This window comes from Rhodococcus sp. T7, from assembly GCF_009872365.1.
In the GTDB taxonomy this organism is placed as follows: Bacteria; Actinomycetota; Actinomycetes; order Mycobacteriales; family Mycobacteriaceae; genus Rhodococcus_F.
Genome location: NZ_WXYH01000143.1, coordinates 1 through 19643, shown reverse-complemented (window position 1 = coordinate 19643; position 19643 = coordinate 1). Strand labels below are relative to the sequence as shown.

The following is a 19643-nucleotide window of genomic DNA, read 5'->3' as shown; positions in this document are numbered from 1 at the left end:
TGAGAGCACAGCCCGGTAGGTAGTCCCGCCGCCGGGAGGAACCCATGGCCTATTTCCGCTCTGTCTCCGATTCGTCAGGATCAGCGCGGCCGCGTACCGACATGTGGGGCGGCGCCGGTCCCTCCGGCTTCCGCATCGAGATCGATGAACCCACGGGCGGCCCGGGTGTGATCCGGGTGCGCGGTGACGTCGACGCCCTTACCGCACCGGTGCTGAGCGCGTGTCTCGCCGAGGCGGTGCTCACCGGCCACAGTGCGGTCGTCGATCTGCTGCACGTTCCGTTCATCGGATGTGCCGGGCTGGCTGCACTCGATCATGCGGCCGGCCGGATGACCGAGCAGCGCTGCCGCCTCACGGTCGCCGCCCCGCCCCGGCTGCACTCGACCCTCGACCGAATTGGAATCGGTACGACGGTGCGCTGCTTCGATACCGTCGCCGAAGCATTCCATGCAGCATTCGTGCACTCTTCCGCCGACACCACAGGCCACGAACCGACGTTCCCCACCCTCGACGGGCCGCGTTCGATGCACTGCTCTCTCGATGCACTGCCTTCCGTTGTACGTCCAGACGCGGTGGACACGGCGTGATCCTGACGGTCGGCCACCTATCCCAGAGCTCGATACAGATTGCGGTGCAAAGCACTTCGCCCGTTCAGCGACTCGCGACGACTCGGAATGTCTTCAGGCTCGCATCGGTGGCATCCGGTATGGCCATACCCGCGTGGCGGGCGCTGCACAGGTAGTCGACGACGGCCGCGTCGAGGCGTTCACCGGGCACGACTGCCGGTATCCCCGGCGGGTAGGGGGTGAGTTGTTCGGCGGCGATGCGTCCGGCCGCCTTGTCGGCGTCGACCATCTCCGCCGATCCGAAGAACGCCTCACCCGGAGACATGACCGATTCGAGTTGCAGCTCGTCCGGCGTCGGAAGATCGATGCGCGGAGCCGGTTCGAACGATTCCGTGGCACGCGCGAGGAGGGACAGCGAAGCCACGAGGCGGTCGGTGGTTGCGTCGTCGTCGGCCATCGACATCGTCGCCAGGATACGTCGGTGATCGGTCAAGCCCACGTCGAGCTCACAGTGTTCGCGTAGCCAGTCCGCACATTGGTACCCGGAGGCACCGGTTTCACTGACATCGATCAGAACCTGCAACCGGTCGAGATCGTGGGACGCTTCCTTGCCCAGCAGCCGGTCTTCGAGAACCTGCAATCCATCGATGTCGTCGATGCGCGCACGGGTGCGCCGCGCCAGCCGCAATGCCGAGCCGAGCAGGTCCGCGCCGCGCTCGACCATCTGCCGGCGCCATCCGTCGATAGCCGAATAGACCATCACATTCGGGCTCGTCGTCATGAGCAGGTCGGCGCAGGCGAACAGATGTGCGCTGTCGACGAGATCTCCCTGCACGTGCAGGACCGATCCCTGCTCGAATCCGGCACCCATCTTGTGGACACTCACCACACATAAGTCCGCCCCGGCGTCCATCGCCCACGTCGGAAGCTCGTCGTGAAAGGGCAGATGCGCACCCCACGCTTCGTCGATGATCAACGGCTTACCCCGGTCGTGGCACACCTCGGCAATAGCCGCGATGTCGGCGCAGGTGCCGTACGGACTGGGACTGACCACGACGGCACCGGCCGCGTCGGGATGCTCCTCCCACGCCTGCTGCACCTGCCGGGGTGACGGCGGATGCGAGAAGTGCATGTCCGCGTCCCACCGCGGCGCGATCCAGCGTGGTGTGACCCCGCTGAAGATCAGGCCCGCGACGATCGACTTGTGCGAGTCCCGGCCGACCAGCAGACCACCGGGATCGTTCCCGGCCACGGCCATCATCGCGGCTTTCACCGACAGGGAACTGCCGCACGTGGAAAAGAACACCTTGTCGGCGCCGACCGCATCGGCCATCAACTGCTCGGCACGCGCGAGATACCCGTTACTCGAGTTTCGGTCGTCGAGTCCGAACGAAGCCAGCACGTCGGACCGGAACGGGTCCGGACCCAGCACCTGGGTCACCCGTTCGTCGGTGCCTCGCCCCTGCCGGTGACCCGGTGGGGTGAATCCGTACCTGTCTCGGCGGTGATAATCCGCCACTGCGTCCAAGAGCGGTGCTTCCGACTGATCCATACAGGTTCTTTACCCCGGCACCGCTCGAAATCAACCGGCGCCGACCGAGTGCTCGTTGTTTCCCGTCCACAGCCGTGGGTAGACGGCCGTGACGAGGGCGGGACCGGCTCGCCCGTGGACGCACATCACACCGGAGGTTTCGATGACGCTGACTGCCACGGGACCTGCCACATCCGCTCGGCAGCGTCGCGCCGCGACGACCGATGTGGCCCGCCTGTTCGGTCAGTCGGTACTGCCGTTCGTCGCGGCCGGAGCCATCGCGCGGCGCCGTCCCGTCATGGGGCTGCTCGAGCGGTTACAAGCCGATGCAGGTGCAGTGCGACAGATACCCGCACTCCGAGAGCGGTACGGCGACGGCCCGCTGCCGTTCCGTGTATTCGGCCGGGACATCGCCGTGGTTCTGACGGCCGAGGACGTCGACACCGTGCTGCGCACCGAGGCCGACCTCTTCACCGCGGCGAATCGCGAAAAGGTGGCTGCACTGAGCCCGTTCCAACCCGACGGGGTCCTCATCTCCCGGGGTGCGCTTCGGGATCGCCGCCGGGACGTGAACGAGCAGGCGCTGGACACCGGGCAGCCGATGCACCACCTGGCAGGCCCGATCACTGAACTGATTCGTGCCGAATCCGAAGAGTTGCTGCGTTCGGCCCGCGCGGCAGGCACCCTCGACGCCGCCACGTTCACACGCTGGTGGTGGCGGATCGTGCGAAGTGTCGTGCTGGGGGCGTCCGCACGAGACGATCACGAACTGACCGATCAGTTGTGGACGCTCCGCTCGAACGGCAATTGGTCATTCGCGCATCCGATCCGGCACGCGCTACGAGACAGGTTCACTCAGCGGCTGCAGCGGTACGTCGAATCGGCACCCGCCGAGAGTCTCGCGGGCGCTCTGCGGGAGGTCCCCGCGAATGCACCGATCGACCCCGTCGGCCAAATCCCGCATTGGTTGTTCGCATTCGACGCCGCCGGCATGGTCACCATCCGCACGATGGCACTGCTCGCGACGCACCCGCGACACCGCACGAAAGCATTCGAGCGGATCGAACCCTCGACCCTCGGCGAACCGCAACCCTACGAATACCTGCGGGGGTGCATCCTCGACAGCACAAGGCTCTGGCCGACCACCCCGGCCATCCTTCGCGATTCGCTGGCTCCGACGGAATGGGAAGACGACCACGGCCGGTATACGATTCCGGCCGGTAGCGCGTTTGTCATCCTGGCACCCGCGTTCCACCGGGACCGGCTGGCGTTCCCGTTCGCCGACCGGTTCGAACCGGAGATATGGATCGACGGGCGGGCGGAACAGTATCGCGGCCTCGTTCCGTTCAGCGCCGGACCCACGACCTGTCCCGGGCGCAACGTCGTCTTGCTGGTGACCAGTACGGTCCTCGCGAACCTCTTCACCCGCGCCGACTTCGCTGTCACCTCGCGCATCTCGCCCGATCCCGACCGGCCGCTCCCTGCCACGTTGAACAATTTCGGACTCGAATTTTCCGTCCGATGAGGTCACCGACAACCGGTTCGGCCGGAAGGGACAGATAGTTGGCACACGCACCGCGCAAGGTCGTGATCACCGGCGCCAGTGGCAACGTCGGCACCGCGCTCCTCCGTCTCTTCGCCGCCCAGGAACCCGCGACCACGGTGACCGCTATCGCCCGCCGAACGCCGCCTTGCACGCCACCCTACGAGTATGCGGATTGGCACGAGATCGACCTGGCAGGAGGTGATGCGTACAGGGAACTCGTGCCGCTGTTCGAGGATGCGGATGCCGTGGTCCACCTGGCGATCGCGTTTCAACCGGCCCGAGATCGCAATTATCTGAGACGCACGGCAGTTGACGGAACGCGGGCGGTCGCGGAAGCGGCACGGGACGCCCGGGTGCACCACCTGGTCCACCTCTCCTCGGCGGCGGTGTACTCCCCCGGCGCCTACGGCGAACGCGTGACCGAACAGAGGCCCCGTCGGGGCATGCCGGGATCGATCTACAGCGTCGACAAAGTTGCCGAGGAAGACGTCCTCGACGAGGTCGAAACCGCATCTGCGACTGACGGACACGCGCCTCTCACCGTCACCCGGCTCCGTCCCGGTCTGATCGCACAGCACGACGAGGCCACCGCTCTCCTGCGGTACGCGGCACCGAGTTTCGTGCCGCGCAGTCTGACCCGGCGGATACCGATGCTGCCGGTCCTCCCGCTCGACCGTTCGCTGACACTTCCTGTCGTCCACACGGACGACGTCGCCGACGCAGTGATGAAAGCGCTTGCCCGGCGTGCGCCCGGGGCGTTCAACATCGCGGCGGACGAACCACTGACCGCGTCGGATGTCGGGGAGGCCTTCGACGCCCATCTCGTCCACGTGCCGTCCGCGGCGTTGCGTGTTGTCGCCAACCTTGCGTGGACGCTGCATCTTTCGCCTGTCCACCAGGGTTGGATCGATCTCGCCTACGCCACCCCACTGGTGGATTGTTCCCGTGCCCACACCGTGCTCGACTGGCGCCCGCACCACACCGCCGAGGCGGTGATCCGCGAACTCGTTGTGGGGATGGAGGGCCGGTCGCACAGTACGAGCGCCGTCCTCGGCGAACGGTCCCCCATCGGGAAGCTACGAAAACTCCTGACGTCCGGGCCCGTGACCAGGCGTAAACTGCCGTAGCCTCAGGATTCGATGACCACACGGATTTGCCGGAGCGTTCCATCGGCGGCATCGGGAATCTCCATACCGGCGTCTACGCCGCTGCGCAGATAGTCGACGACCTGCCGGTCGAGTCGCTCTCCCGGCACGACGGCAGGAATGCCCGGTGGATACGGGGTGAGTGGTTCGGCGGCGATGCGTCCGGCTGCCCGGTCTGCGTCGACCATCTCGCTCGACCCGAAGAACGCGTCTCGTGGTGACATCACCGACTCGAGTTGCAGCTCTTCGGGACTCGGCAACGAGATCGGTGGTGGCCGATCGAAGGATGCCGCGGCCTGTGCCAGGTTCTCGAGGCCGGTGACGAGCCGGTCCGTGGTGTCGTCGTCGTCGGCCATCGACAAGGTCGCCGCGATGCGGCGGTGATCGTGCATGCCGACGTCGAGGTGGCAGTGCTGACGCATCCAGTCGGTGCACTGGAACCCGGACACACCGAGTTCGCTGACGTCGATGAGGATCTGCAAGCGGTCGAGGTCGTGCGAGGCCTCCTCACCGAGCAACCGGTCCTCGAGCACGGTCAGTCCGTCGACGCCGGCAATCCTCTCCCGGGTGCGGCCAGCGAGCGCGAGAGCGCGGCCGAGGAGGTCCGTGCCATGCTCGACCATCTGCCGCCGCCACCCGTCCATGGCCGCGTAGAGCATCACGTTCGGACTGGTGGTCGTCAACAAGTCCGCGCACTGGGACAGATGCGTACCGTCGACCAGGTCACCCTGCAGGTGATAGACCGATCCCTGCTCGAAGCCGGCACCCATTTTGTGGACGCTGACCACGCAGACGTCGGCGCCGGCGTCCATAGCCCAAGTCGGCAGATCGTCGTGGAAGGGAAGGTGCGCTCCCCACGCTTCGTCGACGATCAGAGGCTTGCCCCGCTCGTGGCACACCCGTGCGATGGATTCGAGGTCCGCGCACGTCCCGTACGGACTGGGGCTGACGACCAGCGCACCGGCGGCGTCGGGGTACTTCTCCCACATGGCCCGTACCTGGTCCGGCGACGGAGGATGCGAAAAGTGCATCTCCTCGTCCCACCGTGGGGTGATCCACCTGGGCGTGACACCACTGAACACCAAACCCGCCACGATGGATTTGTGGGAGTCGCGGGACACGAGCAGGCCGCCGGGGTCGTCACCCGCGACCGCCATCATCGCCGTCTTCACCGACAGTGAGCTGCCGCAGGTCGAGAAGAAGGCCTGATCGGCCCTGACCGCATCGGCCATCAGTTGCTCGGCCCTGGACAGGTAGCCGTTACTGGATCGGCGGTCGTCCAGCCCGCCGGAAGCGAGGACGTCCGAACGGAACGGGTCGATGCCGAGCACCTTGGTCACCCGACTGTCTGCGCCGCGACCCTGGCGATGTCCCGGTGGGGAAAATCCGTATCGGTCGAGCTGATGGTACTGCTCCAATGCGTCCAACAACGGTGCCTGCGAGTGGTCCATCCCCGACGGGTACCCCCCGATTTGCGGCCCTGAACCTCCCCGTGCCGGCCGCACGCGCCGGTCCACTTCCACCGTCGAGCCCCACGCATCGTCTGCCGGGCGTACCGTACGCCGGTGGGTACCCGCCACGTCGGTGGCTCCTCGCCCGGAAATGCTCTAGGACAGGGCAATCGTGCAGACCGAGTGGAGATGTGATGACGGTCATCGAGTGCGCAGGAGATGGACGCGCCCGCGGCCTCGCTCACGGTGAGCAGGCCCGCGAATTGATCCACACTGCACTGGACCGGTGGCGGAACGCGACGAGCGCTCGCAGTCGCGAGCACCTCGCCGCGACGGGACTGCTTGCCACCATCGAGGCGGCCGTGCCCGACCTGGCCGAGGAGATGCGCGGCATCGCCGAGGCGGCAGGAGTCCCGTTCGCGGAGATCCTCGCGTACAACTTCATGGACGAGCAGTGGTGGGTGCACCGGGAGCACCTGGAACTGGGTTGCAGCGTCCTCGGACGGTCCGACGTGGGTGGCGTGATCCTCGCCCAGAATATGGACCTTCCCGAGTTCATGGATGGATCCCAGGTCGTTCTGCGCGTCCTCCCGGAGTCAGGGCCGGAAGCACTGGTACTGAGTTCGGCGGGAATGATCGGATTGACCGGGATCAACGCTGCCGGTGTCGGAGTCTGCGTCAATACTCTCGGCATGCTGCACCACAGTTGTGCCGGTCTGCCCGTCGCCGCCGCGATCCGGGGCGCGCTCGTCCAATCCTCTCGTGCCGCAGCGGCCGACTTCCTGCACCGCATCTCACACGCGAGCGGACAGCACTATGCGGTGGCAGATGCGCACGGACTCCACGGCGTCGAGTGTTCTGCCACCGAGATCGTCGTCAGTTGCCCCGCGGGTTCGCCGCTTCTGTTGCACACCAATCACCCACTGGCCAACGGCGACATCGACCCGGATGCCGCTCACGAACTCGAGCGCGACGGGCGGACAACCGATTCCCGAGTTCGCCTCGAATTTCTCGAAGAACACGTGACCTCGGTCCTCGATCTGACCGACGCCGAGCGGCTGCTCACCGACCGGACCGCGCCCCTGTGCGTCACACCGCGGCACGGCCGCCGGACGAAGACCTTCGGGTCCGTTGCCTTCGATCTCGGAACCCTCCCACCGAGAGCGCGCTTCTGCCTGGGTCTACCGGACCGCCAACCCTGGATCGAGCCGGGATGGCACTCGCCCCGGCAGCACGCCGAGCCGACACCATAGCGGCTCGGGGGATGGAGCTACCGCCCCGATCCCGGTCTCGCCAGGACCTTGTGGGCGGCCGCCTTGACCGCGTCGGGTGTGGCGGCGTCGAGCGCGGCCATCACCTTCGAGAGGACCGAACTAGCGACCACCTTTCGTTCACCACGCCACATCGCGTCGTACCCCTGTTTCGCGACCTCGGCGGGATCATCCTTCGGGCCCTGCCCTAGTGCCGTGTCGTCCAGTGCCGCCCGCGAGAAGAAATGGGTATTCGTCGGCCCCGGCATCAGCGCTGTGACGGTGACAGCTGTGCCTTTCAGCTCGCTGTGTAACGCTTCGCTGAACGATTGGACGAACGACTTCGAAGCGTTGTACACCGCGTGGTAGGGACCGGGCATCGTCGAAGCCACGGACGACGTGAAGAGGACCTTTCCCTCGCCCTGCCGCGTCATGTCGTCGAGGATCAACTTGGCGAGGTGCACGGTGGAGCGGACATCGAGGTCGATGACGGCGAGTGTGTCGGCCAGAGGAGTGTCGGCGAATGAACCACCGCGTCCGACGCCGGCATTGAGAGCGGCCGCAGCCAGGGGCCTGCCGTCCTCTTCCACGGCGGCGTATACCGCTTCGACACCCTTCTCGGTCCTCAGGTCAGCGCGTACCGGAACGATTGTGGCTCCCGTCGAAGCGAGTTCGCTCACCGCGGAGTCGAGTGTGTCCGAGTCCGCCACCACGACGAGGTCGTAACCGTCCTGCGCGAACAGCTTCGCCAGTTCCAGACCGATGCCGCGCGAGGCGCCGGTGACGAGGGCCAGTGGCCGTCGTGTCTGTGTGGTGTTCGATTCCTCGGTCACGTTCCCGCCGTTCGTCGGAGCCGCCGCCGCCGATCCGAGTACCCCTGGAGCTCGCCCGTACACCGCGGGTCGCACCGCGTATCTGCATCGACCAGTGTGCTTCGGGGTACACGACATTCGCCGAACACACCCGATCCAGACGCGGCTCCCGGCGTGAGGAGGACATCATGGTCTCGATCGACTGGGTCGATCCAACTCCCCTTCGACTCGACGACTGCGAACTCTGTCCCACCGTCGGCGTCGAAGAGGAATTCGTCCTGATCGACCCGGACACCGGTGCCCCCTTCCCGGGCAATACCCGCGTCGTCGAAGCCGGGCGGGAGCTCGGCATCGACCTCCAGTTGGAGCTGTCGACCTGCCAGATCGAGACGGCGACCCCGCCGTGCACCAGCATCTCCCAGCTCCGGGCGGAACTGGTCCGCACCCGTCGGCTCGCAGCCGCCGCGGCCACCGAAGTGGGTGCCCGCCTTCTGGCTACCGGCGTCCCACCAATGGGCCCACCACCATCGTCGATCACCGATGTGGCGCGTTACCGGCGTTTGGCCGAACACTTCGGACAGCTGAGCGAGCAGGTGATCTGTGGATGCCACGTCCACGTCGGCGTCCCCGACCGGCACACCGGTGCCGCCGTATGCAACTATCTGCGGCTGTGGCTGCCCGCGCTACTCGCTCTCGCCGCGAACTCACCCATCATCGGCGGCCGCGACACCGGTTACGCCAGCTGGCGGCACGTGCTGTGGTCGCGGTGGCCGAGCGCCGGACCGCCGCCCCATTTCGATTCGGCCACCCACTACGACGCGGTCGTGGCGGAGATGCTCGAGCACGAAACCATCCTCGACACTGCCATGCTCTACTGGGACGTACGCCTGTCAGCGCATTTGCCGACCATCGAAATTCGGGTCGCCGATGTACCGGCGACCGCCGACGACGCGGTGCTGGTGGCGACTCTGATCCGCGGACTGGTCGCCACGGCGTTCACCGCGATCCGTCTGGGCAGCACGGCCGCACCGGTGGATACTCATCGGCTCCGGGCGGCGTACTGGCGCGCCGCCCGCGACGGAATCGACGGACAGGGCATCGACCCGATCACCGGTCATCTGGTCCCGGCGACGGACCCGATTCTGCGCCTCCTGGACCACATCCGCCCCGCTCTCGAACGCACTGGAGACTATCAACCGACACAGCGGGCTGTACGAGCGGTACTCGCCTCCGGCAACGGCGCCGTCCGGCAGCGCCGCACCTTCCGTACGGGCACACCGCACGACCTGCTCGACACGATCGGGCGGACCACCCTCGCGAGCCATCCGACACCACGCGAACGCTGATCATGTTCTCCCGCATCACCTTGACGGGACGGAGAGAACGGATCGGTCACCCCAGCAGTTGCAGGCCCCGGATTGCGCCCTCTCCCCCCGGGGTATTTCGACACATACGCCGTCGTCGTGTCCGGACGCGACGACGACCAGGCCCTCCGGTTCAGACCGGAGCCGGCGGGGCCGCCCCAAAAGTGCTGACAATCCGGATGAGTCGGTAACGAGACGTGCTCGAAGCGAGAGGTGGAAGTTTGATGAGCAACGTGTTCGACGAGCGTGCTGAACGGATCGCTGCGGCAGCCCGTGATCGGCACCTCACCATCGCCACCGCAGAATCTCTGACGGGCGGGAGAATTTCCTCCGTTCTCGGTGCCGCCCCGTCCGCATCCGAGTGGTATCGAGGCAGCGTCGTGGCCTATGCCAGTTCCGTGAAACACGGACTGCTGCGGGTCCCCGACGGTCCGGTCGTCAGCGAACCCAGCGCACGAGCAATGGCGTCGACGGTAGCCGATCTGCTCGGAGCTGATCTGGCAGTGGCGGTCACCGGCGCAGGCGGACCACAACCTCAGGACGGACAACCGCCCGGGACGGTGTGGTTCGGGGTCTTCACCGACGGTCGGGTTCGCGCCGAACTGCGACACTTCGACGGCGACCCCGGCGACGTGGTGGACGCGACCACCATGCACGCCCTCGTTCTACTCGAAGACGCGCTGTTGCGATAAGCGCAGGGACTCTCACCGCGGCCGTCCGCTGCGGCCGCGGCGACTTCCCCGGTACGCCCCGACGCGCACACCGGCGAGCCATCCGGGCTGAAGTGCCAGCCCCGGTGGACAGTTCAGCACCGGATCGAACGTCGGTTGTTCGTCGTCCGGTCGCTCGTGTACCTGTGTCAGCGTCACCTGCCCGGCCGGAACGGCCGACCCGGTCATCGAGACGAGGTCCAGACGAAACCTCAACGGTGTGTCGGCGATGGACCGTCTCAACGGGGCCAGTGAGGTCGATTCCGGATGCCGGCCGACCGGGACCGCGAGGACCCACCGGGTGTCCGACGCGCCCGACGAATACGGCATCAGACTGCTGTAGCGGGCGCTACGCCACTGCCGGGCGGGTAGTGGGAGCATCCGAGTCACTGCGGAGGTCCCCGAGCTGGCCAGTAGAAGATCCCACTCCGTATCGGGCGGATCGAGCGGGATTTTCAACGCCAGCCCGAGCACGTCGGGTACGGCCGACGGCGTTCCCACTCCTCCGGACATCCTCGCCGTCACTTCGATCCGTCTTCCCGTCGGCAGTGTCCACCAGGGCGAGTCCAGTTCGACATGCCCCGTTGCCACCAGGCCACGCGGATGAAAGACCCTGACGCCGCCTCGCAGTGCCGCGGCGACCTGAAACGGTGCGCGGACGAACACGGCCCTTGCCGCACCGCCGATGTGTCCGGTCAGGTTCACAACGCCCGCCCCTCGTATTCGTGGCCACTGTCCGTCGATCGGAGCCGGTACCCTTGCGCGGGATCGTAGGTGATCAATCCTCGATCCTCGAACGCCCGCAGCCAGCCCTGCATCGGCCATCGACCCCAACGGCGTTGAAACAGTCGGGAATTGACGAGAATGTCGCGGAGATGCTCGACGGGCGGGTCGGACACCGGATGGTACTGGTGGAATGCGTCGGCACCACCGACCCAGCGCAGGCCCACGCCCGCGGCTGCGGCGGTGTAGGCGAAATCGGTGTCTTCACCGCCGTACCCCGTGTAGTCGGTGCAAAATCCCCCGATCCGATTCCACGTATCGGCGGTGACGGCGAAGGACAACGACCAGAACAGGTCGTAGTCCGCACCCGGCACTACAGTCCCGGCGGGGGGCGCCGGCCGAGCAGAGTGAGGACGACGAGCTTCGTGGACGTGGTCGAGGTCGTATCCTCCCGGGGCGGGGGGCGGCAGATAGGTGACCGGACCGCACAGGAGAGCGCTGCGATGGCACTGCCGGCGAGCCACGTCGGCGTACCGGCGGATCATCATGGGTCCCGCAATGCAGTCCACGTCGAGGAAAATCAACAGCTCCGCTCCTGCGGCCAGGGCTGCTGCGGCACCGGCATTCCGGGCGCGCGCCAGGGGCAGTGGTCCGCGATCGTGCTCGATCCACAGGACCGCAGCGGTGCTGCCCTCGGCCGACACCACGTCTGCCACTGCGGGGTCGCCGATCGCCACGACCACATGCGCGTTCGGAACCGATGTGCTTCGTTCGAGGGACCGCAGCTGAAGCCTCAGATGGGTGTCACGGTGGGCGGCGATCGTGACCACCGCAGTCCTCATCGCGAGGCCTCGATTCGTTTGGCCAGGCTGTCGATGACCGCTGCCGCGCGCCCGGCCGCACCTGCGGTCTGCCAGCGTGGCCAGCGGTGACCACCCACGGTCGTGGCGGCCTCGATCAGGTGCGGCCACTCGGTCAGGGACGGCCAACGCGGTACCGACACGGCGAGCTCGTTGGCTGCCAGCGCCGCCGCAGTGGCGTGCTGTTCGCCGAACGGGCGGGGTTGGGGAATGATGATCGCCGGGCGTCCGGCGGCGGCGACATCGGCGACCGCGTTCTGACCGGCGTGCGAGACGACGACGTCGGCAGTCCTCAACTGCGGCCAGGGGTCGTCCACCCAGGGTGCACCCGGGACGCCGAGCGCCTGCCACCGATATCCCCGGTGCTGGTTGGCGCACAACCGGATGTCGTCCATCGACAGATTCGAACCGCCGGTACCGCTGAGCACCAGCACCCGGGGGCGCCCCGCTGAAGGGCCGTCATCGGTTGGGCGGCCGTCGAACCGGCTGATCCCACCGACGAAGGTCGTCTTGTCCGCAAATTCTCTGAGCCACAACGGGTCGTACATCTCCTGCGGCCATGCTGCGATGATGTGCTCGGCGAGCTGATACCCGAGGTGATGAGCAGGATCGGTTCGGTCTCCCGGCATCGCCACGACCACGACCGGCACGCCCAGAAGCCGGGCCAACACCGTCACTTCCACCGACACGTCCACCACCAGCAGACTCGGCCGGACGGTGTCGATCCAGTGGACCACCTGACCCATCCGCGACGCCAAACCCCGATCCAGCGCGGGCGCCCAGTGCAGGACGCCGTTGGCGGTCGGATTCTCGGCCGTGTCGCCGTCGTCGTCGCGGACCAGGCAGACGACGTCGGCGAAGCACTCTGCGTCCGGTTGCGGCGCCGACGTCAGTGCGGTGACGGGCGTGGTCAGAGCGGAGCAGATACTCTTCGCCCGCGCGCGGTGCCCCTGCCCGTGGTGATGAATGTAGTACCCGATCACAGCATCACCCCATTGTGTCGCAGCGTCTTCCCGATTCCGTGCGCGTGCGTCAGTCGCCGATACGTGTCCACGTATGCATCGACCATGACGCGTTCGGAACAACGTTCCCGGGCTCGGTCGCGCGCCGCCGAACGAGAGAGCACGACCGTCTCCGGAATTGCGCGAACCAAGGCGTCGAGGTCGTCGGGTGGTACCAACCGGCCGCAGTCGGGGGTGAGCACTTCCGGAATCCCACCCCGCGCGAACGCGGCGACCGGCGTGCCACACGCGAGCGCCTCGGCCACCACCAGGCCGTAGGGCTCGTCCCACAACGGTGTTACCAGTGCCGCTGCGGAACTGCCGATCGCCGCCGCCAGCGCCGGCTGCGCGAGATGACCCAGATATGTGACGTCGGATCCGAGACGGGGCCTGATCGACCGCGCGAAGTAGTCCGGATCGCTGATCGGACCGGCCAGCACGAGCGGCAACCCCGCCCGCCTCGCGGCCGTGATCGCCAGGTGAGCACCCTTTTCCGGCACCAGACGGCCGAACCAGATCAGGCGTCGCCCTCCGTCGCCTGCCGGCCAGCCGGCGAGGTCGACGCCGTTGGGGATGACATCGATGTCGCCGACGACATGCCGCCACGCGTCGGCGGTGTGTCCGCTCACCGCAGCGAAATGCGCCCCACGTCCGGAGCCGACGGCGATGGCCGACTCGAGCCACGGGGTCGGTGGTGTGTGGAGCGTGCACAGGATGGGTGCGGGCACCGTCGCCGCCATGGCCACGGGCAGGTAGTGCAGGCTGTGGTTGTGCACCACGTCGAATTCTCCCGCTAACGGGCCGGCGAGATCGATCATCAGCTGCAGGTACGCATGATGTTCTGCCATGAACTCGAGGGGCGGCATGGACGCGTCCGCTCGGGCGGCTGCGCTGACCTCGAGCGTCCGGACCTCGAGCTGGGCACAGCCGAGTCCCGGATCCGAGCCCGGACCGGCGAACAATGTCACCCGGTGCCCGTCCGCAGACAGACTGCGTGCCAGCCACCACACGTGCGATTCGAGGCCGCCGGCGAAGGGCTGCCGGATCGGAAATCGGCACGACGCCACGAGGGCGATCCGCAGCGGTGTGCCGCTCACGAGAGGGCTTCCTCGTAGATGGCGTAATGCGCGCGGGCCAGTTGGCGCCGCTGTGATTCGCGTTCGGTCGCGGTCGCCCGTTTCGGTTCGGCGTCGTAGAGCGCCCGGATGCAGCGTTTCAACGACTCCGCATCGAAATGCTGTTCGTCGAATCCGAAGACTGCACAGTCTTGTTGCTCCCCGTAGAAGCCGCAGCTCGGCGCTGCCACCGCCGTCCCGAGGTCGTAGCAGGCCTCCAGCCAACCCGAATGGGTGCCGAAGCGGTACGGCAGCACCGACACCGACAGCGACGACAGGTAGTCCCACAGTTGCTCGTCCGAGAAGTACCGGTGAACAAGGACGTCGACGTCCTTCCGATCTCCGTAGCGCACGAGACGAATACCCGCTTCCGGGGCGTACCAGTGGTTCGCCGGATCGAAGATCTCGCTGTGGACGTTGATTCGCAGTCGGGCGCCCTCGAGCTGGGAAACCACGCCGGCCAGCACATCGACTATCGGGAACGGATCCATGTTGGCGCGGAGGCTTTTCACATGCACGCCCACCACGAATTCCGCGGTGCGGTGCCGGGGTCGGTCGATCAGCTCGCGCCCGACCACATGCGGATGGGGGAGCACCGTCGCAGCGCGAGCCCAGTTCGATTCGATCACCGATGCGGCACCCGGGGTCAGGGTGACGGCGGCGGTGGCGGCGGGAACCAGCACGTCGAGCAGTTCGAGATGCGGTTCAGGGTCGGGTTGGTGGGGATTACGCAGATCGTGCACGGTGTACACCAAGGGAATTCGATGCACAGACAGTTCGTGCAGAACGTCCTTCATCTCGGCCGGGGCGATGGCATCGAAACCGAAATGGATGTGAAAGACGTCGAATTCGTGGTGGTGCCGACTGATCCACATCGGGTCCAGCATCATCGGAGGCCACCATCCACCCGGCACCTTGCGCCCATCGGCCGGCACGGGGTCCGGAAGGCGGACGACCTGATCAGTCCCGTCGGGATCCGCGAGATGTCGAACGTATACATGCGACGCCGGCACCGAGGCGACCCGGATCATGCGCACATCCTTTCCGACACGAAGCGTCGACGAGACGGTTCTTCTGTCCGGAGAATCCACACGGAACAGCGCGGCCGGACACTGCCGGCAACCGGACTTGCTACCAATCAGAATATTTCGATGCCGCTCTCGATTGGCAGCATCGGCGCCAGCAGAGGCGAGGGGCGGTTCAGCCGTTCCCCGACGACTTCCTCCCGCCCCGCCTCTTGAGCGCGACGTACGCGATAACGCTGACCAGAATCAGGATTCCAATGATCTCCACGGGGCACGAGTACCCGGCAGAACGCTTTCTCAAGCGATGGACCACCGAACCGGTCTGCACTGCAGGGCCATTCGAACGCTCGTCACTTCTTGTCTTCGGCCCTACCGACGCCTCCCTGGTGCGCGGGCCCCACCCCGGAGTCGCTGCCCTCGGTCTCGGCGGTTTGAGCGGCAGGCTTCTCCTCCGCCGGTGACGCGACCGCGCCACGTGGGGTCTCCTCGGGTTTCGGTGACTGCGTGCCGCCGGTGTCGACATGCTCGTCGCGCTCCGGGCGCCCCTCCTGGGTGCTCGTCGTCCGGCCTTCGTACGGCGGGATCGGTGGCTTCGCGTCGCCGGGAGGCAACGAGCCGCCGGCGGGCGCGGGGTTCGTGCCCTCCTCGGCGGTGGAGGTGACTTCTTCCTGATCCAGCGACCCGGCCTCGCGCCCCGCCTCGTTTGCGCCGGCCTGATCCGGACCCGCATCCCGCGATCCCTGGGGTCCGCGTTCGGACTGTGGTTCCTCGTGCAGTTGCTTGCCTGGTTCGGTACCCATGATTTCTCTCCTTACCGACGCACCAGAACGCCGGACTCTCGGATTGTTCGGGGTGTGACCTCTGCATTAGCTATGCCCAGGGACGCGAATGCGAAACAGCGTCTCGAAGTCGGGACAAGTCGAGTGTCGCGCTCCCCGTGGAGCGTGATTCGGTTTTCGAACATCTGGGCACTCCGGGAAGAGCAGACCGTACAGCAATGTTGGCGCCCATCCCATCGATATTTCAGCGAGGAGCTTCGTCGTGTCCAAGAAGAACCCGCCCATTCCCGGAACTCCGGGGTCCGGTACTCCGGCGCTCGCCGAGCCCACCGAGCCCACCGAGCCGTTGCCGCCGAAGTCCGACCAGCGGGCGCCCGAACTGCGGACCGCGACTGGGCAACCCGTCGAGGGGCCGGACACGGCCCGCGGCCAGAAGGGTGAGCGCCTCACCACGGCGCAGGGTGCGCGACTCTACGACACCGACCACTCGCTCAAGGCCGGTGAGCGGGGACCGACCCTGCTGCAGGACCACCACCTACGCGAAAAGATCACGCACTTCGATCACGAGCGGATTCCGGAGCGGGTGGTGCACGCACGGGGCGCGGCCGCCCACGGCATCTTCCGTGCGTATGGTTCCGCCGAACCCGTCAGCAAGGCGGCGTTCCTCGCCAAGGACGTCGAGACGCCGGTCTTCGTCCGGTTCTCCACCGTTCTCGGCTCCCGGGGGTCGGCCGACGCCGTCCGCGACACCCGTGGATTCGCGACCAAGTTCTACACCGGCGAAGGCACCTTCGACCTGGTGGGAAACAACATTCCGGTGTTCTTCATCCAGGACGGCATCAAGTTTCCCGACATCATCCATGCCGGCAAACCGCACCCGGACCGCGAGATCCCGCAGGCACAGAGTGCGCACGACACCTTCTGGGACTTCGTGTCCCTGCACACCGAGGCGACGGCGCACACGTTGTGGAACATGTCCGATCGGGGCATCCCGCGCTCGTATCGGATGATGGAGGGCTTCGGCGTCAACACCTTCCGGATGGTGAACGCGGCGGGCGAAAGTTCACTCGTGAAGTTCCACTGGAAGCCTAAACTGGGTGTGCACTCCCTGGTGTGGGAGGAAGCGCAGATCGTCAACGGCATGGACCCCGACTATCACCGCCGCGACCTCGCCGACGCGATCGAGTCCGGTGCCTACCCGCAGTGGGAGCTGGGTATCCAGGCGTTCCCCGACACCCCGGAGCAGATGTTCGAGGGGATCGACCTGCTCGATCCGACGAAGATCGTGCCCGAGGAACTGGCGCCGGTGCAGCCGATCGGGCTGATGACGCTGGACGCGAACCCGACGAACTTCTTCGCCGAGACGGAGCAGGTGGCGTTCCACCCCGGGCACCTCGTCCCGGGGATCGATGTCACCGACGACCCGCTGCTGCAGGCACGGCTGTTCTCGTACCTGGACACCCAGATCAGCCGGCTCGGCGGACCCAACTTCGGGCAGATCCCGATCAACCGGCCACACGCGGAGGTCAACGACATGCTGCGCGACGGCATGCACCAGAACGGGGTCCATCCCGGGGTGGCGCCGTACCGGCCGAACTCCCTCGACGCCGGTTGCCCGTTCCTGGCCGGGGCCGACACGGCGTTCGTCGAGGTGCCGGTGCCGATGCCGGAATCGACGAAGCTGCGGGGCGCGCCCGCCAGCTACGACGATCACTTCTCGCAGGCCCGACTGTTCTACGCCAGTCTCAGCGCCGTCGAACAGGCCCACGTTGCCCAGGCCTACACGTTCGAGCTGGGCAAGTGCTACGAGCAGGTCATCAAGGAGCGCGCCCTCGGGGTCATCGCGAATATCGACCCCGGCCTGTGTGCGACGGTCGCCGAGGGCCTCGGTCTTCCGGCACCGGAGCCGACCGTCGCGTACGACGTCGCGCCGACGCCCAGCCCGGCGCTGTCGCAGGTCGGCGCCGAGTGGCCCCTGGACGGCAGGATCATCGGCATCGTCGCCGACGACTCCGCCGATCTGTCCGAAGTCGGCGACCTCGTCGAGAAGATCGGCAAGAACAGCATGGTTCCGCTCGTCGTCGGACCGCACGGTGGCGAACTGGGATCGGGCAAAGCCGCCGTGCCGGTGTCCCGAACGTTCCTCACGATGCGGTCGGTGGAGTTCGACGCCGTCGTCGTCGCGTCTCCGACGTCGGACCCGCGGGTGCAGGTGCTGCTGACGGAAGCGTTCCGGCACTGCAAGGCGATCGGGGGGTGGGCCGCGGGTCGCGGACCCCTCGAAGCGGCCGGAATTCCGGCCGACGCCCCCGGCATCGTGATCGCCGACGACGCATCTGCCCTGTTCGACGGCATCACTGCGCTGATGAAGTCCCACCGGGTTTGGGAACGGCTCACATGACAGCGCAGGGATGCGTGCACCCGAGGTGCTGACATCTGACAGATGCCGCGCCGGGCCGGCAACCCGAGGATTGTCTCAACGCCGGTCCGGCCCGAGACCGACCACCTTCGCCGCGATCGCCGCGATCGCCGCGACCGGAGTGTTCGAGGTCTGGGACAGTTTCACGAGTATCTCGAACGCCTGATCCGCACCGACGGAGAACCGTTCCATCAGCATCCCCTTCGCCTGCCCGATCAGATCGCGGTTGACCAGCGCCGAACGAAGCTGTGTTTCCCGCTGACCGGAGGTGACGGCGATTGCGGCGTGCGCTGCCAGGACCTCCCCGACGGTGACCGCCTCGTCGCCGAAAGCGTGCGCCTTCATCGCCAACACATTCAGTGCACCGGCAACATGGGAGTGGGTGTAGAGCCGGAACGACACGATGCTTCGTACTCCGGACCGGACGGCCTCGCGGGTGAACTGAGGCCACCGCCGCTCGTTTTCCAGGTCGTCGCTGCGGGTGACCGACCCGTCCGCGGCCGCATCGACACACGGTCCCTCACCAAACTGTGCCTGCACTGAATCCAGCTCGGCGGGTAGAGCCGACGTCGGGGCGAACGAGTCGTACTTCCCTCGCCCGGTGATGGTGAGGATGTCCGCGCTGTCGGCGCCCTCAGCACGCCGACACTTGCGGCCAGACTCGGCCACGCGTAGAAACCACCGCAGGCGCATTGCGCCTCACCTCGAACACTACGCCCCCACACCCTCTGCACAGCATATTCGCCCACCGGCAAGATCAGGACGTTCAAGCCTGCCCAAACCAAGTGGGATTCGTGTGATCGACGTCAAGCGCGGGTAATCCAGGAGTGGTCGTACTCCCGATCCGCAATCAAGACCGGAACGACATCACGGAGATGGAACCCATGACGACATTGCCCCAGCCCGATCCGATCACCCGGCATGGTCGAGATGGTGAAGATCGTGCGATGGACGGACGGCACACGCTGTCGGTGGCGGAAGGCATTTTGATCCGTGAGTCTTTCGGCGCAAACCCGGTCCTTCAGGGCCGGGATAGCCGATCTGGATTTGTCGGACTGTGGGGTTATGGTCTGGGTCATGGTGGGGAGGGTGGTGAAGCGGGCGTTCAAGTACCGTTTCTATCCGACTGCGGTGCAGGCGGAACAGCTCGCGCGGACGTTCGGGAGCACCCGGTATGTCTACAACCGGGCATTGGCGGAGCGGACGCGGGCCTGGTCGCAGGAGCAACGCCGGATCACGTACAGCGACACCTCGACGATGCTCACCGGATGGAAGCGCGATGCCGAGACCGCGTGGTTGGCGGAGCCGTCGAAGGGGCCGTTGCAGGAATCGCTGCGGCAATTGCA

At 66.7% G+C, this 19643-nt stretch carries 18 protein-coding genes; 8 read left to right on the top strand and 10 right to left on the bottom strand.

The features are described 5' to 3' along the window. The first annotated feature begins 44 nt into the window (after positions 1 to 44). Entirely contained in the window at positions 45 to 587 is a 543-nt protein-coding gene (locus MLGJGCBP_RS16150; protein ID WP_236581129.1) for an STAS domain-containing protein, read from the top strand. A gap of 64 nt (positions 588 to 651) precedes the next feature. Here MLGJGCBP_RS16150 and MLGJGCBP_RS53740 read toward each other — a convergent pair whose 3' ends face one another. Further along, positions 652 to 2118 carry an aminotransferase class I/II-fold pyridoxal phosphate-dependent enzyme gene (locus MLGJGCBP_RS53740; protein ID WP_160096851.1) on the bottom strand — a complete coding sequence of 489 codons (1467 nt, stop codon included), beginning with the start codon at positions 2116 to 2118 and terminating at the stop codon, positions 652 to 654. A 142-nt stretch (positions 2119 to 2260) separates the two neighbouring features. Here MLGJGCBP_RS53740 and MLGJGCBP_RS16140 point away from each other — a divergent pair, with 142 nt between their 5' ends. Together MLGJGCBP_RS16140 and MLGJGCBP_RS16135 are read left to right on the top strand one after the other, a co-directional pair. Further along, positions 2261 to 3622, top strand: coding sequence for a cytochrome P450 (locus tag MLGJGCBP_RS16140; protein ID WP_160096849.1), 1362 nt, complete (start codon positions 2261 to 2263; stop codon positions 3620 to 3622). A gap of 38 nt (positions 3623 to 3660) precedes the next feature. Then, a complete protein-coding gene (locus MLGJGCBP_RS16135; RefSeq protein ID WP_236581128.1) occupies positions 3661 to 4770 on the top strand; it encodes an NAD-dependent epimerase/dehydratase family protein in 1110 nt (369 codons plus the stop codon). A 2-nt stretch (positions 4771 to 4772) separates the two neighbouring features. Here MLGJGCBP_RS16135 and MLGJGCBP_RS16130 read toward each other — a convergent pair whose 3' ends face one another. Then, positions 4773 to 6239: an aminotransferase class I/II-fold pyridoxal phosphate-dependent enzyme gene (locus tag MLGJGCBP_RS16130; RefSeq protein WP_160096847.1), complete on the bottom strand. Its 1467-nt coding sequence runs from the start codon at positions 6237 to 6239 to the stop codon at positions 4773 to 4775. 194 nt (positions 6240 to 6433) lie between these two features. Here MLGJGCBP_RS16130 and MLGJGCBP_RS16125 point away from each other — a divergent pair, with 194 nt between their 5' ends. Next, positions 6434 to 7492: a C45 family autoproteolytic acyltransferase/hydolase gene (locus MLGJGCBP_RS16125; protein ID WP_160096845.1), complete on the top strand. Its 1059-nt coding sequence runs from the start codon at positions 6434 to 6436 to the stop codon at positions 7490 to 7492. Positions 7493 to 7509: 17 nt separating this feature from the next. On the opposite strand, the gene MLGJGCBP_RS16120 is transcribed toward MLGJGCBP_RS16125, so the two are convergent. After that, a complete protein-coding gene (locus MLGJGCBP_RS16120) occupies positions 7510 to 8322 on the bottom strand; it encodes an SDR family NAD(P)-dependent oxidoreductase (protein WP_236581127.1) in 813 nt (270 codons plus the stop codon). Between the two features lie 167 nt (positions 8323 to 8489). On the opposite strand from MLGJGCBP_RS16120, the gene MLGJGCBP_RS16115 reads away from it, so the two are divergent. Both MLGJGCBP_RS16115 and MLGJGCBP_RS16110 read left to right on the top strand, forming a co-directional pair. Beyond that, positions 8490 to 9647 carry a carboxylate-amine ligase gene (locus MLGJGCBP_RS16115; protein ID WP_160096841.1) on the top strand — a complete coding sequence of 386 codons (1158 nt, stop codon included), beginning with the start codon at positions 8490 to 8492 and terminating at the stop codon, positions 9645 to 9647. A 242-nt stretch (positions 9648 to 9889) separates the two neighbouring features. Next, entirely contained in the window at positions 9890 to 10357 is a 468-nt protein-coding gene (locus tag MLGJGCBP_RS16110) for a CinA family protein (protein WP_160096839.1), read from the top strand. Between the two features lie 12 nt (positions 10358 to 10369). Here MLGJGCBP_RS16110 and MLGJGCBP_RS16105 read toward each other — a convergent pair whose 3' ends face one another. The 6 genes from MLGJGCBP_RS16105 to MLGJGCBP_RS16080 all read right to left on the bottom strand — a co-directional run bounded on the left by MLGJGCBP_RS16105 (position 10370) and on the right by MLGJGCBP_RS16080 (position 15899). After that, a complete protein-coding gene (locus tag MLGJGCBP_RS16105; protein WP_160096958.1) occupies positions 10370 to 11041 on the bottom strand; it encodes a hypothetical protein in 672 nt (223 codons plus the stop codon). Positions 11042 to 11076: 35 nt separating this feature from the next. After that, on the bottom strand, positions 11077 to 11940 hold the full coding sequence (locus tag MLGJGCBP_RS16100; protein ID WP_160096837.1) for a glycosyltransferase family 2 protein: 864 nt from the start codon (positions 11938 to 11940) through the stop codon (positions 11077 to 11079). Beyond that, positions 11937 to 12941, bottom strand: a complete 1005-nt coding sequence (locus tag MLGJGCBP_RS16095) for a glycosyltransferase (protein WP_160096835.1) — start codon at positions 12939 to 12941, stop codon at positions 11937 to 11939. Before MLGJGCBP_RS16095 ends, MLGJGCBP_RS16100 begins: the two co-directional genes overlap by 4 nt. Then, entirely contained in the window at positions 12938 to 14056 is a 1119-nt protein-coding gene (locus MLGJGCBP_RS16090) for a glycosyltransferase (RefSeq protein WP_160096833.1), read from the bottom strand. Before MLGJGCBP_RS16090 ends, MLGJGCBP_RS16095 begins: the two co-directional genes overlap by 4 nt. Then, positions 14053 to 15105, bottom strand: coding sequence for a glycosyltransferase family 1 protein (locus MLGJGCBP_RS16085; RefSeq protein WP_160096831.1), 1053 nt, complete (start codon positions 15103 to 15105; stop codon positions 14053 to 14055). Before MLGJGCBP_RS16085 ends, MLGJGCBP_RS16090 begins: the two co-directional genes overlap by 4 nt. Positions 15106 to 15449: 344 nt before the next feature. Beyond that, a complete protein-coding gene (locus tag MLGJGCBP_RS16080; RefSeq protein WP_160096829.1) occupies positions 15450 to 15899 on the bottom strand; it encodes a hypothetical protein in 450 nt (149 codons plus the stop codon). Positions 15900 to 16140: 241 nt separating this feature from the next. On the opposite strand from MLGJGCBP_RS16080, the gene MLGJGCBP_RS16075 reads away from it, so the two are divergent. Next, a complete protein-coding gene (locus tag MLGJGCBP_RS16075) occupies positions 16141 to 18279 on the top strand; it encodes a catalase (RefSeq protein WP_160096827.1) in 2139 nt (712 codons plus the stop codon). A 75-nt stretch (positions 18280 to 18354) separates the two neighbouring features. Here the strand turns inward: MLGJGCBP_RS16075 and MLGJGCBP_RS16070 are convergent, their stop codons facing one another. Further along, on the bottom strand, positions 18355 to 18966 hold the full coding sequence (locus MLGJGCBP_RS16070) for a GAF and ANTAR domain-containing protein (RefSeq protein ID WP_236581126.1): 612 nt from the start codon (positions 18964 to 18966) through the stop codon (positions 18355 to 18357). A gap of 408 nt (positions 18967 to 19374) precedes the next feature. On the opposite strand from MLGJGCBP_RS16070, the gene MLGJGCBP_RS16065 reads away from it, so the two are divergent. Further along, a partial coding sequence (locus MLGJGCBP_RS16065; protein ID WP_160096823.1) for a helix-turn-helix domain-containing protein occupies positions 19375 to 19643 on the top strand: 269 nt, incomplete at its 3' end.